The sequence below is a fragment of the Psychrobacter sp. AH5 genome (assembly GCF_040371085.1).
GTDB lineage: Bacteria > Pseudomonadota > Gammaproteobacteria > Pseudomonadales > Moraxellaceae > Psychrobacter.
The window spans coordinates 2225222-2240021 of sequence record NZ_JAMBMT010000001.1 but is presented as its reverse complement, the minus strand read 5'-3'; the positions used below and the strand labels follow the sequence as shown (position 1 = coordinate 2240021).

The 14800-nt window shown below is 45.7% G+C and carries 10 protein-coding genes, 1 tRNA gene and 1 other RNA gene; 8 read left to right on the top strand and 4 right to left on the bottom strand.

From position 1 onward, the window contains the following. Positions 1-56 precede the first annotated feature (56 nt). The 3 genes from M0N77_RS09485 to ligA all read left to right on the top strand — a co-directional run bounded on the left by M0N77_RS09485 (position 57) and on the right by ligA (position 7440). A complete protein-coding gene (locus M0N77_RS09485) occupies positions 57-3890 on the top strand; it encodes an AAA family ATPase (protein WP_353104945.1) in 3834 nt (1277 codons plus the stop codon). A gap of 315 nt (positions 3891-4205) precedes the next feature. Beyond that, positions 4206-5231, top strand: a complete 1026-nt coding sequence (locus tag M0N77_RS09480; protein WP_353104944.1) for a cell division protein ZipA C-terminal FtsZ-binding domain-containing protein — start codon at positions 4206-4208, stop codon at positions 5229-5231. Positions 5232-5376: 145 nt separating this feature from the next. Continuing rightward, entirely contained in the window at positions 5377-7440 is a 2064-nt protein-coding gene (ligA, locus tag M0N77_RS09475; protein ID WP_353104943.1) for an NAD-dependent DNA ligase LigA, read from the top strand. Between the two features lie 298 nt (positions 7441-7738). Here the strand turns inward: ligA and M0N77_RS09470 are convergent, their stop codons facing one another. The 3 genes from M0N77_RS09470 to M0N77_RS09460 form a co-directional block, all read right to left on the bottom strand. Beyond that, on the bottom strand, positions 7739-8323 hold the full coding sequence (locus tag M0N77_RS09470) for a hypothetical protein (RefSeq protein ID WP_353104942.1): 585 nt from the start codon (positions 8321-8323) through the stop codon (positions 7739-7741). Between the two features lie 181 nt (positions 8324-8504). Continuing rightward, positions 8505-8921 carry a hypothetical protein gene (locus M0N77_RS09465; protein ID WP_353104941.1) on the bottom strand — a complete coding sequence of 139 codons (417 nt, stop codon included), beginning with the start codon at positions 8919-8921 and terminating at the stop codon, positions 8505-8507. Between the two features lie 311 nt (positions 8922-9232). Then, positions 9233-11692, bottom strand: a complete 2460-nt coding sequence (locus M0N77_RS09460) for a YgiQ family radical SAM protein (protein WP_353104940.1) — start codon at positions 11690-11692, stop codon at positions 9233-9235. A gap of 255 nt (positions 11693-11947) precedes the next feature. Between M0N77_RS09460 and M0N77_RS09455 the strand changes: the two genes are divergently transcribed. Beyond that, positions 11948-12256, top strand: coding sequence for a hypothetical protein (locus M0N77_RS09455; RefSeq protein WP_353104939.1), 309 nt, complete (start codon positions 11948-11950; stop codon positions 12254-12256). A gap of 223 nt (positions 12257-12479) precedes the next feature. Here M0N77_RS09455 and smpB read toward each other — a convergent pair whose 3' ends face one another. Further along, entirely contained in the window at positions 12480-12956 is a 477-nt protein-coding gene (gene smpB, locus M0N77_RS09450; protein WP_353104938.1) for an SsrA-binding protein SmpB, read from the bottom strand. A 256-nt stretch (positions 12957-13212) separates the two neighbouring features. Between smpB and coaD the strand changes: the two genes are divergently transcribed. From coaD to M0N77_RS09430, 4 genes are all read left to right on the top strand, one after another. After that, a complete protein-coding gene (coaD, locus tag M0N77_RS09445) occupies positions 13213-13740 on the top strand; it encodes a pantetheine-phosphate adenylyltransferase (RefSeq protein ID WP_353104937.1) in 528 nt (175 codons plus the stop codon). 68 nt (positions 13741-13808) lie between these two features. Next, entirely contained in the window at positions 13809-14057 is a 249-nt protein-coding gene (locus M0N77_RS09440; RefSeq protein ID WP_353104936.1) for a YfhL family 4Fe-4S dicluster ferredoxin, read from the top strand. A gap of 148 nt (positions 14058-14205) precedes the next feature. Next, an RNA gene (rnpB, locus tag M0N77_RS09435) (RNase P RNA component class A) lies at positions 14206-14572 on the top strand. A gap of 140 nt (positions 14573-14712) precedes the next feature. Continuing rightward, positions 14713-14789 (top strand) — tRNA-Met (locus M0N77_RS09430). Positions 14790-14800 lie beyond the last annotated feature (11 nt).

The following is a 14800-nucleotide window of genomic DNA, read 5'->3' as shown; positions in this document are numbered from 1 at the left end:
CCCTCCCATTTTCAGGTAGAATAGCCGCCTGTTTTTAGCAAGTTTATCGATATCTCATGCGTCTAAAATCTCTTAAGCTGGCAGGCTTTAAATCTTTTGCCAATGTCACCACTTTTACTTTCCCTCGCGGCATCACTGCTATCGTTGGGCCAAATGGCTGCGGTAAATCGAACGTCATTGATGCTATCCGCTGGGTATTAGGCGAGAGCTCCGCCAAGCAATTGCGTGGCGGCGCGATGAGCGATGTGATCTTTGCGGGCACGCAGAATAAATCCGCCAAAAGTGTGGCGAGCGTTGAGCTAACCTTTGAGCATACGCAAGATGAGCAAACGGGTATTCGCCATGAGTTCAACCTCTATCATGAGCTATCGGTACGTCGGCAAATTAACTTAGAGGGGCGCTCTGATTATTTTATCAATGGCACACGCTGTCGCCGCCGTGATGTGGTCGATGTGTTCTTAGGAACTGGGCTTGGCGCGCGGAGTTACGCGGTGATTGAGCAGGGCATGATTGGGCGTATTGTTGATTCAAGCCCGCTGCAACTGCGGGAGTTTATCGAAGAAGCCGCTGGCGTCTCACGTTATCAGGCAAGGCGGGAGGAGACGCAAAAGAAGCTATCGATGACTGAGGATAATCTAGCTCGCCTGCAGGATATGCAAAGCGAGTTGGTGCGGCAACAAAAGAGCTTAGCGCGTCAAGCCACTAGCGCGCAGCGTTATAATGAGCTAAACGAGAGCCTAGCCGATATCAAGCAGCAACTGGCGATTCAGCAGTTATACCAAGCCAAGCAAACGCAGCAGCAGCATAAGAGTACTTACGAGCAAAGCGCGGCTGAGGTAGCGGCACGGCAAGCTCGCTATGAGCAGCTAAAAGCTAAGCAAGACAAACTAACCGCGCAAATTAACCAAGAGCAGTGGCTCAAAGAAGAATCACAGAGCGTGCATTATCAGCAGCAGCTTGAGCTTCAGCAAGCGCAGCATCAGCTTGACGATATCACTGCCAAACTTACAGCTACCGCACAGCAGCTAGCGACTTTGGAGCAGCAGCGAGAGCAATCTATTGTAGAGATTGAGACGCTAGAAGCAGAGTACGCGAAGCAGCAGATCGAGACAGATAATCTACGTCCAGAGCTTGCTAAGCTCGCGGCAAAACGTCAGACGTATCAAGCCAATGAGCAGCCGCTACAGCAAGCTTGGTCTGAGGCACAAAGTCAGCTGTCGCGCTTGCAAGATAGCGCACGCAATCTAGAACAGCAGCTAGCGATCAACAGCCAAGCGCAAAAACGCCATCAGCTTAACCAAGATAAATTGCTTCGCCGTCAGCAAAGCTGGCAAACACTGTGGCAACAGGCTCAATCTTTTGCTAATAGCAGCGCTAATACTATTATTGACCACTTAGAGCAGCAGCTCCAACAAGTCAGTCGTCAACAAGATAGCGTGGCTGATAGGTTAGCGGACTTGCAGCCGCAAGCGCATACTTTGCAGCAGCGTTTGACTGAGCAGCAAACCGAGCTGACTCAGCAAGAAAAAAATCAGGCGCTATTGGCTGGCGAATACGATGCTCTGCATAAAATACTGCATCCTAAAACTACTGAGAAGCCAACGGCGTCAAGCGCAAAAACTGATAAGGGTTTAGTAGATAGAAAAGCTTTGGTTAGCGAAACGGATAGCGAAACCTTACTACCTACCAGCACTTTGCGTAATCAAATCGAGCTAACTGCGAAAGGGAAGCAGCACGCACCGCTGCTCGATAGCGTGCTAGCGCTGTGGTTAGATAGTCAGGTACTTATCGATAACCAGGCCCAAACCGACTCGGCGCAAGCGTTTACCAGATATCTACCTAGTTTGCTTAATTTTCAACACAGTCAAATGGTGCAATCTAAGCAAAATAAAGCCTCTAGCAATAATCATAGCTTATGGTTACCTGCTAAGGTAGATAATGGCTCAAATCAGGATTGTAGCACCGAGCTACCCGCTGATTTGCAAGCTAAAGTACTGCCGTTATCAGCGCTCATTGCTAAGCCGAGTTTAGCGCTGTGGCAGCAATGCTATTTATATATTGATGATAATAAAGCTAATAGTAAAAAAATTATCGAATTAACTAAAATTATAGAAGTATTACCAGCCTCGGCTTTATTATTAACGATTGATGGTTGGCTGATCAGTACTAAAGGTACGATCCATTTTAAGCAGTTGACTCAGCAAGCAGGCAGTCAGTCTAATAGCCAATTTTTGACGCAGCGCTTACAGCAGCAAGAGCGCTTAGCGCAGCTCGCCAAGTTGCTTGATGATAGCGATGAGCAAATCCATACCTGGCAACAAGCCATAAAAAAAAGCCAAAGCGATTATGACGCGATAAAGATAGACTTAGATGAAAGCCGCGCACAAAACGAGCAGCTCATCCGCGACAGCTATCAGTATCAGCAGCAGCTAGCCACTGAGCAGGCCAAGCTTAAACAACAGCAAGCGGACGCGCAGCGCTTACATAGCGAAAAACTGGCTTTAGAGACTGAACAACAAGAGCTTACGACGGAGCAGCAAGCGCTTACTGCTGAGCGCGAGCAAATTGAAACTGATTTACAAAAACTAATGCCGAAAATTAAAGAGGCCGAACGGCTGCGTCAACAGCTACAGGGTGAGCGTAAGGAGTTGCAACGCCATCGTCAAAGCGCTGAGGAGGCATGGCAAGCATTACAATTGCAGCAGCAAAAAGGTGAGATGCGCCTTGAGCATACGCTAAGCAGTCTTATGCGGGCTAAAAAGCTGCGCGATAGCGCTTTGCAGCACCAGCAATCCTTGCTAGCCAAGCGTGATAGCTATCAGCAGCAGCAGTCCCCACTACAGCAGCAGCTACAGGCTATAACTACCAAGCGTGATACGCAGCAAACCTTATTATCCGAGCGCGAAGAAGGGCTAACGACGCTCAAAGCTGATTATAATACGCAGCAACTAACGCTGGATGCTTTACAAAACGAATTACAGGCTCAGCAAAACAAGCGTGCTGAGCAAGCCACTGCCTTAGCGCTTAGCGAGTCCAAGCTTAGCGATGCTAAACAGAACGTGCAAAAGGCGCTTGATAACTATTATCAGATGCTAGCCAAAAGTAATGAAGAGCCGCCTCAAGCCAAGATAAGTGTCTCAAGTTTGCTCACCGACTTTATCACTCATGAGCGTAAGGTACGTCCTGATAAAATCGCTGAGCTTCAAGATCAGCAAGCCGAACTTCATCAGCGTATCAGTAAGATAGGCGCGGTCAATCTCGCTGCCGTAGCGGAACTGGCTGAGGTCAATGAGCGCTTAGAGCTGCTAGCCCAGCAAGTGGATGATATTGCCGCGAGTATGCAGACTTTGAGCGCGGCTATCGCCTCTATCGATGAGACTACCAAGACGCTATTTATGCAGACCTTGGAGTCAGTCAATATCGAATTATCTAAGCTTTTTGCCAAAGTGTTCGGCGGCGGGCAGGCCAGTCTCACGCTAAATACCGAAGAGCTAGCCGATGATATAGGGGCAAGTAAGTCAGAGCACTGGCGCGCAGGCTTAACCTTGATGGCGCAGCCCAAAGGCAAGCGCAACAGTCGTCTAGCAGTATTGTCAGGCGGCGAGAAAACTCTGACTGCGCTGAGCCTAATTTTTGCGATATTCAAGCAGCATCCAGCGCCCTTTTGTGTGCTTGATGAAGTCGATGCACCGCTTGATGATGCTAACGTCGCCCGTTTTACCAACCTTATTAGGGAGCTGGCTGATGATCTACAGTTTATCTTTATTAGTCATAACAAACTCTCGATGCAGATTGCCGATGAGCTCAAAGGCATTACTATGCCAACGGCTGGCATCTCAACGTTAGTGAGCGTTTCGCTGGAGGAGGCAGAGAAATACATCGAGAGCTGATTTTTGCTAACTGAGGCTATTACCGCAACTATTTAAGATTACGTAACGCGCTTCAACAATTAGTAAACAAACTTGATTATTTAAGGTAAAATTAACAGAGTTATAATTTTTACATATTTTATAGAGTGTCTTTGCTCTATTTGTCCAAAGTATGCTTGGCAGGCTAGCCATAAAGACGTGTCAAACTATTACAGTATGATGACGCTGTATGATAGCCGTGATAGACTATTGCCATTCAAGCTACTGACGCATTTATAACTTTACCTTTAGGGTTATTTTCATCATTGCTCTTACTGTTACTAGGATTTATCTGTCATGACCGCTATCCAGTTTGTATTAATTGCCATTGCTGCTTTGATCGTCTTAGCAGGACTGTATATGGTCATTCGTAGCTTTAAGCGTCGCCAAAACACTGAAGCGGCTGTCGTTAATTATGATAAAAACGGTATTCCTATTATTCCGCGTCATGAGCGTAATGTCGTTGATGAGCCTGATCTTGATGATACCCTCGCAGGCGAGACCACGATTGCTCCTGATAGGGATTATCTAAATGCTGTGGTAGAAGATGAGCCACTGAGCCAAAATCCTACTCAAAACGATCGGCATTTGCCTGAGTATCGTAATGAGACTGCTCATAGTTTTGATAATGAAGGCAATACTGATTATGCGCGCTGGCAAGCTGAGCAGAAGCGGGCGGATGATAATGAGTTTTCAGAGCTAGCCAAAGAGCAGCATAGGGAGGTAGCAGGTGAGCAAGAGTTTGATGCCTTCTCAAGCCTAGTATCTGCTACTGACAGTCTGATGCCAGTGATTGATACTGCCGAGGAGCCAAGCTTCACGGACAACAGCCCAGTGCTTGATCAGCATCTATTGACGCCTATTGATGAGGCGCAAAATGGCCCACTGATTAACGCCAAAGACAATATCAATATTACCATTTTACCGCAGCCCAGCCGAGAGCGCCCAAATGCTATCATTCGCGGCGCTGATTTATTACGTTTAGTAGATAAGTATGGTTTGCGCTTTGGGGCGATGAATATGTTCCATCGCTATGAGCAAAAAGACGGCACAGGTATGCTTTGGTTCAGCATGATGGGTATCACCGAGAGTGGTATCGCGCCCTTTGATCCGCATAGCGTAGCGACCAATACTTATAGCGGTATCGTGCTGTTTTTATCACTGCCGCATCCGCAAGCCGTACGTAGCTTTGATAGCATGATGAGCATCGCTTATATGATGGCAAGCGACTTGGAAGCGGTGATGTTAGACGAAAATAATGAGCCGATTACCCCTGATTATAAGCAGCAGTTGCGTAATCAAGTTCGTGATTATGAAGGCTAACATAGCCAAATAACTCACCGTTTAACGCCATTTTTATCTGATAAAATTGGCGTTTTTTTATGCTAGTGTTTGCTGTAAAGCGCCCCCTAAATTGTTATCATAGTTGCTATTATCAATCGCTAAATAACTAGTATAGATACCGACTATGACTGACGCCAAAAGCACTAATAATCCTAAAAATAACTCAAACACTGATAGCGCTATTATCACAAAAATGCGCTCTTTAATTAAAGCGCTAAAGACTCATAATAACGCTTATTATGTGCTTGATACTCCGCTAATAGAAGATAGCGAGTACGATCAGTTGCGCCTGTCACTCATAGAGCTAGAAGAACAGTATCCCAACCTTATCCAGCCCGATAGTCCCATCAATCAAGTGGGTGATGTACCGCTATCGGCCTTTACTCAAGTCACTCATGATATTCCGATGTTATCGCTTGGCAACGTCTTTGATTATGATGAGTTGCATAACTTTATGCGCCGCGTCAATGACCGCCTTAATGACGCGCAAAAAAACCCAGAGTATGAGATAGAATCAAAACTCGATGGTTTAGCGGTATCCTTAAAATACGAGCACGGTCAATATGTGCAAGCGGTGACGCGCGGTGATGGGCAAACGGGCGAAGATATCACCCAAAACGTCAAAACCATTCGTAATCTGCCGCTGTGGCTAGAGGCTGCTAAAGATATCGAGCTGCTAGAAGTACGCGGTGAAGTGCTGATGCCAAAAGCTGGTTTTGAGCGGCTCAATCGTTTGGCTATTGAGCATGAAGAAAAAACCTTTGCCAATCCGCGTAATGCCGCTGCAGGAAGTTTACGTCAATTAGATCCGGCGGTTGCGGCCAGTCGACCGCTTGCTTTTTATGGCTACTCAGTGAATCAAGGCTTGCCTGAACATATCAACACGCAATCAGCGGCACTCGCTTGGCTTGGTGATATTGGCTTTACGGTCAGCGCGGTGCGAGTGGTCAAAAACCCGCGCGAAGCGCAAGAGTACTATGAGTCAGTGATACAAAAACGCGAAAAGCTACCGTTTGAGATTGATGGTACGGTGATTAAAGTCAATAGCTTGGCTTTGCAGCAGCAACTGGGCTTTTTATCGAGAGAACCGCGCTGGGCCACCGCCTATAAATTCCCTGCCGAAACCGTCATGACGCGCTTAAATGATATCGAATGGCAAGTCGGGCGTACCGGACAGATCACCCCTGTCGGCAAACTAGAACCCGTCAAAGTCGGCGGCGTCACCGTCAGCAACGTCACCTTGCATAACTTTGGTGAGATTCAGCGCTTGGATGTTAGAGCAGGCGATATGGTCAGCGTGCACCGAGCAGGGGATGTCATCCCCAAAGTCACTCGCGTTTGGCTTGATGAGCGTCCAAAAGATTCTCAGCCTGTCGAGCTACCCTCTAATTGTCCGGTTTGCGCATCCCCTGTGGTGCTGCCTGAAGATGAAGCTTTAGCGCGTTGTACTGGCGGGCTATTTTGTCCGGCGCAGCAGACGGAGGCGCTGATTCACTTTGTCTCGCGCCGCGCCATGGATATCGACGGACTTGGCGAGCGCTGGCTCATTAGCTTCTTTGAGCATGGCCTAGTCAAGACGGTTGCCGATATCTATCAGCTGCATAAGCATGTCGATGAGATGATTAGCTTTGAAAAGCTCGGTGAGAAATCAGTACAGAATATCATCGAAGCCATTGAAGCGAGTAAAAAAACTACCTTAGCGCGATTTATCTACGCCCTTGGCATTCGTGGTGTCGGCGAGGGCACTGCGCAGAATTTCGCCCAGCAATTTGGTGATTTAGAGAGCTTGATGGCGGCCGATATGGACGCGCTTATCGCCACCCCTGATGTTGGCACCATCACCGCTGAGCTGACCTATGAGTTCTTCCGCGCTCCGCACAATATCGAAGTTATTGATAGGCTGCGCGCCGCAGGGGTACATTGGGATAAGGTCGAGCAAAAATCGTCGAGCGATTTACCATTAGATGGCCAAACTTGGGTGATTACCGGCGCGCTTACGAGTATGGCAAGGGACGAAGCCAAAGCCAAGTTACAAGCGCTTGGCGCCAAGGTCGTCGGTAGTGTATCCGCTAAAACCACCGCCTTGCTAGCAGGAGAAAAAGCAGGCTCAAAAATGGTGAAGGCGGAGAAGTTGGGCATCAAGGTTGTCGATGAGGATGAGTTTTTGGCAATGTTAGAAGAATCATAACTCTTTAATATGAAAGCGATTTGTAGGGTGGGTGATAGCGTAACTCACCGAATTATAGATATATTGCAAAAGACAAAGCTTTACAAGCCTGGCCTCAGCATCGGATTCTTTAACAGATAGAAATATGCGGTTTGTAGGCTAGCTTTCTTTACTGGTTTAGCTCGGCGCTCGTCCCTCGCGCAAGATAAAAGCATAGTTCTCGCCTTGCGGACGGGCAGAGCAGTTTAATCGGTGCGCGGTGCACACCCTACAAATCAACAATCCTTCTACATTTTAATGATACCGCTTACTACAAAACCTACTCAACACCTTCTTCATGCGGATTAATCACAGTTTCATCCTTTTTACCATCCGGCTTAATGATGATAGGCAACACCAAACCCTTAGCAAAGTCTTCGCTAAATACATATTCATAGCGGCTGGCATTAATATCGGGCTTAGTATGAACAATTAGCTCGACGGTTTCGCCATCGGTTAGCTCGTGCGAGGTATAGCTATTACTGAGCTGATCGAGCACTTTGGATAATGCCTCGTTGCTTGCCATACCGACAGTTAGGTTATGCTGAGAGGTCGCCTTATCTACCTTAAAATAGTCCGCATAGTCCTGCACATTTTGGCTATCGATATCGAAGGGGTAATCGTAGCTAGCCCGTTCAGCCGCTTGCTCGCCGCTAGCTACTTTTGACCAGTCAATATCAGTGGCAAGTGCTGAATCCTCGTTTGTAGCAGCGGTTGTATTCTCAGTGACAGTAGCGCTTTCAGCAATTTTAGCTGAATCATTGGCGGTATCGGTCACGCTGTTATTATCGCAGCCTGATAGTGCTAATAATGCCGTTATGCTTATAGTAGAGACTAGCGTTAACTTTAATAGACCAATTTTCATCGATTTTCCTTATTATTAGCGGTATTTGCTTTTACAGTCATTTGTGAATGTTCAACAGACCCTAGTATTGGCTATTATTTTGACAGCTTTTGCTAAGGTTCACCACTTAATCAACCATAAAAAAACAGCCATCAGTTGATGACTGTTTATTTGGTTAATAAGCTTGCCAGTGCTAGACTTATTATCTACCTATTTTGCAATTGACTTGGTATTCTTTACCATTTGCCCATTTCATAGCTAGCACGCCTTCATCGCCTTTCATGTGCCAAGCGTAGATAACTTCCGGATTTGACTGATTGACATAGCTGGCTGTATCGCCATTAACACCGCCGACTAAGATTACTTCTTGCTGTGACCAATTAAGCTTAGGAGCGATCACGTTGATAGTCGCTTGCTTTTTATTGATAGATTGTTTAGCTAAGATAGTACTATCATCAGTACAAGTATAAGGAGTGGGTGCCATACGATCATAAGCCATATCACTCATGCCAGCTGAAGGAGTAGCGGGCGTGGTTGGCACTGTAGGAGTAGTGGTTGAACAAGCAGCCATCAAAGCGGCGACAGGTAAAACGGCACCTAATTTTGTTAAAGTAGTCATAATGTCTCCAAAATCTGTAGGGTGTGGTTATTAGTGTTATAAGGAAGTTGTGATGCATCAACTGCACAAAGCTATGATAACCAAAGCCAGTATCCATAAATGTTAGAAATTGTTTCATAGTTATTAGTCTCGTTACTTAACCAATAACTAATGTAACCCTTTATTTTAAATAACTAATAAAAATCTGATAAAGATAGAGCTACTATTTTCTGCAGTCAAAAAGCTAAAACGAAAAAACACCCTTTAACCTCAGCTAAAGGGCGTTTATTTCGTTGAGCAAGGCTAAATAGTTACTTAAACTACTAAGCGAGCTATTTCGTCTTACGCGGCGGTAAGCCAGTGTGCTGCGTTTGAAAGTTGCCTTTGCTAACTTTCTTTTTACTAGCATGATTAGCCTGACTATGAGCAGAGCCATTCTTACTAGTGTTCTGACGTTTAATAGAGTCATTACCGACGCGGCTGTTCTTTTTACGTGCCGATTGATAGCTGTCTTGCGCGGCCTCACGACCTTCTAAGCTAGCATTAAAAGGCGGTATGAGGCAGCCTCTATTTTTACCAATTAAGTCGCTACGACCCATATCTTGTAGGGCTTTACGCAGTATCGCCCAGTTCTTTGGATCGTGATAACGTAGAAAGGCTTTGTGCAATTTACGCTGTTTGCCCGATTTGACGATATCCATATCACCACCTTCGCGGCTAACTTTATGCAGCGGATCTTTATGAGTGTGGTACATCGTCGTCGCGGTCGCCATTGGACTGGGGTAAAACGCTTGGACTTGATCAGCGCGATAACCATAGCTTTTGAGCCATAGCGCTAGGTTCATCATATCTTCGTCTTTAGTGCCCGGATGCGCGGCGATGAAATAAGGTATCAGGTACTGCTCTTTGCCTGCTTCCTGACTGTACTGCTCAAACATCGCTTTGAACTTATCGTATGAACCCATACCCGGTTTCATCATTTTTGACAATACCGCTTCTTCTGAGTGCTCAGGGGCAATCTTTAGATAGCCGCCAACATGATGGCTGACCAGCTCTTTGACGTATTCAGGATCTTTTACCGCCAGATCGTAGCGCAGACCTGAGGCAATTAGGATTTTCTTCACCCCTTTAATATCGCGTGCCTTACGATAGAGCTTGGTCAAATTACTATGATCAGTAATTAGGTTTTCACAGACATCAGGATAAACACAAGAAGGTTTACGGCAATTTTTCTCAATATTTTCATCTTTACAGTTGAGACGGTACATATTGGCTGTTGGGCCACCCAAATCAGAGATCACGCCGGTGAAGTTAGGCGCGGTATCGCGAATCGCCTCGACTTCGCGCAGAATAGAGTCCTCTGAGCGATTTTGAATAATACGGCCTTCGTGCTCAGTGATTGAGCAAAAGGTACAACCGCCAAAACAGCCGCGCATGATATTGACGGAGAATTTAATCATATCAAAAGCGGGAATATGAGCATCGCCATAGCTTGGATGCGGCAGGCGGGCGTAGGGTAAGTCAAAGACGTAATCCATCTCTTCGGTAGACAGCGGAATCGGTGGCGGATTGAGCCAAACATCAATCGCGCTAAAGGAGTTACCCGCGCCGCTAGTATGCCGCTGCACTAGCGCCCGCGCGTTGCCAGGATTAGTTTCCAAATGCAAAATTCGGCTAGCATGCGCATAGAGCACCGGATCGGACTTGACATGGTCGTAGTCTGGCAAGCGAATAACCGTCTTTTCGCGTGGCGGCATTTTTAGCTTGTGTTTAAGAGCGGTTTTGGGCTTATATTCTTTATTATCTTGAGTATTCATGCCGCGCATTTGTACCACTTGCGTATCAGTATCGACTTGCTCGGCGTTCAATACCTTATTAGTGACAGGTTCAGCAACGAATCCTGCATATTGCGAGGACATGCCAGTCATTGCCTGACCAACGGGCGAGTCGCTAGGCTTTTCTTGCTCAATCTTGCAGCTATCGACGTCTTCAGTCATCACATAAGGGTTGATGATCGGATCGACACGGCCGACAGTATCGACATCGTTACTCGCCACTTCTATCATATCCGCTTGCCAATGACGACGGCTTGGCGTCAACAGATAAGCCGTACCGCGTAGGCTACTCATTTGCTCAAAGCTATAACCTTTAGAGAGACCATGCACCACATCGACGATAGCGCGTTCAGCGTTACCATAGAGTAAAACATCAGCGCGGCTATCTAATAAGATACTACGGCGCACTTTATCCGACCAATAATCATAATGGGCGATGCGGCGTAAACTGCCTTCGATACCGCCTAAGATAATCGGCACATCAGGATAAGCTTCGCGGCAGCGCTGACTATAGACGATAGCGGCGCGATCCGGACGTTTATTAGCGACATTCCCCGGCGAGTAAGCATCATCGCTACGGATCTTGCGATCGGCAGTATAGCGATTGATCATGCTATCCATGTTGCCGGCAGTGACGCCATAAGCGTAGACAGGCTTGCCAAGCTCCATAAAGGCGTCTTTGCTCTTCCAATCAGGCTGCGCGATGATGCCGACGCGAAAGCCTTGCGATTCTAAAAGACGACCAATAATGGCCATACCGAAGCTGGGATGATCGACATAAGCATCACCCGATATAATAATAACATCGCAGGCATCCCAGCCAAGCGCGTCCATCTCAGCCCGGCTCATAGGCAAATAAGGCGCAGGCTCGTAGCAGCTAGCCCAATGCTTATCGTAATCAAAAAGCGGTTTAGTGCCTTGTTTAAAGGCGGTGCGAGCGATGGTATCGGCAGACATGGGCAGACCTGTATATTTGAGACTAATTAAAAGGCGCTCATTTTAACATGAATTGCGTTCAGGAGGTGAGAAACCATTTTGACAATGGTTCGATAAGTTATTGATAGTGTAGAGTAATCCACTAGAATGGTATGGATTAAATGAGTAGTACTTGAGAGAGCTATAAGCTAAAAATCATCACTATAAAACCAACAGCCATTCTGATATTTGTTTTAAGATAGATCAGGGTCTTTAAATTAGATAAGGAAAGGTAAAATGCTGGCTATGCTTATTTTGGTATTTGTGATGCCAGTGATACTACTTATTCATCTAATAGCTATGGTGTACTGTTATAAAAAGGACTATTTTCGCAGTAAAGCCTTTACTTATAAATATCTGATTATTGCACTGCTAGCGCCTGCTGCTGGTAGTGCTTTGATTACTTTTGAGTATTGGATCAATAGGGAACATGCTGGTATTCATGTTGGCACTTTTTTATCCGTTTTATTTGTCTATGGGTTTTTAGCGCTACTTTTTACTATTCCTTATGTTTTATATCTTACTGCGGTCAGCAAAAACCCTTAAGCAACGCACATTAAGCTAATAAAATTTTAGTACCACTTTTAATAAAGCTCATCACAAACTAGCTGCTAAAGCTACGCACATTATTCTCATGCGTCAGTAAGTTGCGAATAAACTGATGATAATCCTGCATATTTTTGCCATTGACTATCACTATAAAATTCAAAGTTAAAAAAAAGGACGGCTAGTAAAAGTCGTCCTTTTTATAATACATCAAACAACAAGTTTAACCCAAATGCTGCTTAAAGCCGCGCTGCTTATCTCGCTCCCAATCGCGATCTTTAAGGGTTTTGCGTTTATCATGTTGCTTTTTGCCCAAAGCCAAGCCGATTTGGCATTTGACCATTGAGCGCTTCCAGTAGCAAGAGAGCGGCACGCACGCATAGCCTTTTTGATTGACCGCGCCGTAGAGCTTATCAATCTCGCGGCGATTGAGTAGTAGCTTACGGGTGCGCGTGGTGTCAGGACTGACATGGGTTGAGCTTGAGAGTAGCGGCTGAATATGTGCCCCAAACAAAAAAGCTTCGTTATTGCGAAAGATAACGTAAGCTTCCGTGATAGTCATTTTGCCGGCGCGAATAGATTTGACTTCCCAGCCTTGCAACTCAAGCCCCGCCTCAAAAGTCTCTTCAATAAAGTATTCGTGACGTGCTTTTTTATTAGCGCAGATTTGATTATCTGGCTTTTTTGATTTTTTTGACATAATTTCTCCATTAGGACTACAAGTTATAAGTTATTATTTTTAACTTGTCATCCCAGTCTTACTAATCCTCATTCTAACTAGCGGATTTATAAATTAGCTTTTAGTCGTAAAGATGAATGAGTCGAACCTCATATTGTAACAAATCAGTCGCCAAAAAGGGAGATTGCCATTTAGGACAAATGTAGCAGATAAGTATTAAACTAGGTCAAAATTTGCTAGCATACGCATTATCATTAACCACAATATTAGCCTTGCTATGAACCCAGCAACTTCTCCAAACACCTCATCAAAGCTGCATACCAAAATACTTTATCCAGGTACCTTTGACCCTATCACCACCGGCCATGTCGATTTAGTCAAAAGAGCGACAAAATTATTTGACGAGGTAGTGATTGCGGTGGCTTCAGGTCATCATAAAAAGCCATTATTTAGCTTTGAGGAGCGCGTAAGTTTAGTAGAAACCGTCTTTGCAGATCTGCCGCAAGTCTCTGTCGTTGGCTTTGAGGGCTTGCTGGTTGACTTTATGCGCGAGAAAGGGGCGACCGCGGTACTACGCGGCCTACGAGCGATGTCAGATTTTGAATATGAGTTTCAGCTGGCCAATATGAATCGTGAGCTTGATGAAAACTTTGAAGCGGTGTTTTTGACGCCTTCACAGAACTATTCATTTATCTCCTCAACCATGATTCGCGAAATCGCTAAGCTTGGCGGCGATGTCACTAAGTTTGTGCCAGCATGCGTCTCACAAGCTTTTATTGACAAGTTAGCGGTACAAACCAAGTAGTTTTACCGACATAATTTTAACCTGATGGTTTTCTAGACTATGCCATTTAATCTATTAAGGAGCAGCTCATGGCACTACTAATCACTGATGAATGCATCAATTGTGATGTCTGTGAGCCTGCTTGCCCAAACGAAGCTATCTCAGAGGGTGATGATATCTATGTAATTGATCCTGACTTGTGCACCGAATGTGTGGGACACTTTGATGAGCCGCAATGCGTAGTAATCTGTCCGGTCGATTGCATTCCGCACGATCCAGACCATGTCGAGAGCGAGAGTGATTTATTGGCCAAATATAAGCGTATTACTGGTAAATAATCTTTTTCTAAATTAGATAAGAGTAAAGCACCAACCTACGCCAATAATTCTTGTCAGTTGCAAGCAGTGTAGTACTAAAAGATTGGCCTTCTAAAATAATCCTAAAATACATAACCAAGCTAGTGCAAGTTTTGCTATAATACCGCGCTTGGTAGACTAGGCAATCGCCGCTGCATACTGTTTTACAGACTTGCAGGGGAGGAAAGTCCGGGCTACATAGGGCAGCGTGCCAGCTAACGGCTGGGCAGAGTAATCTGACGACCAGTGCAGCAGAGAGCAGACCGCCTTCGATATCTTAGATATCGTCGGTAAGGGTGAAAGGGTGCGGTAAGAGCGCACCGCGTGGGTGGCAACGTCTCACGGCAGGGTAAACTCCACGCGTAGCAAGACCAAATAGGCATCGATATGGCGCGGCCCGCGTTCGATGCGGGTAGGTTGCTTGAGCGTATTAGCGATGATACGCCTAGAGGAATGATTGTCCACGACAGAACCCGGCTTATCGGTCTACCAAACCTTTTTTATTGTAGTGTCAGTTTTATCATTAGTACCAAAATTCTTGACCAATTATTTAAATAAAAACTCATGTTTTTTGCAAAAGTTTTGGTTTAGGGGTTGACGATAGGCCTTGGTATCGGTATTATACCGAGCCTTAAATGGCGATGTAGCTCAGCTGGTTAGAGCGCACGACTCATAATCGTGAGGTCAAGAGTTCAAGTCTCTTCATCGCCACCATTTATACGAAA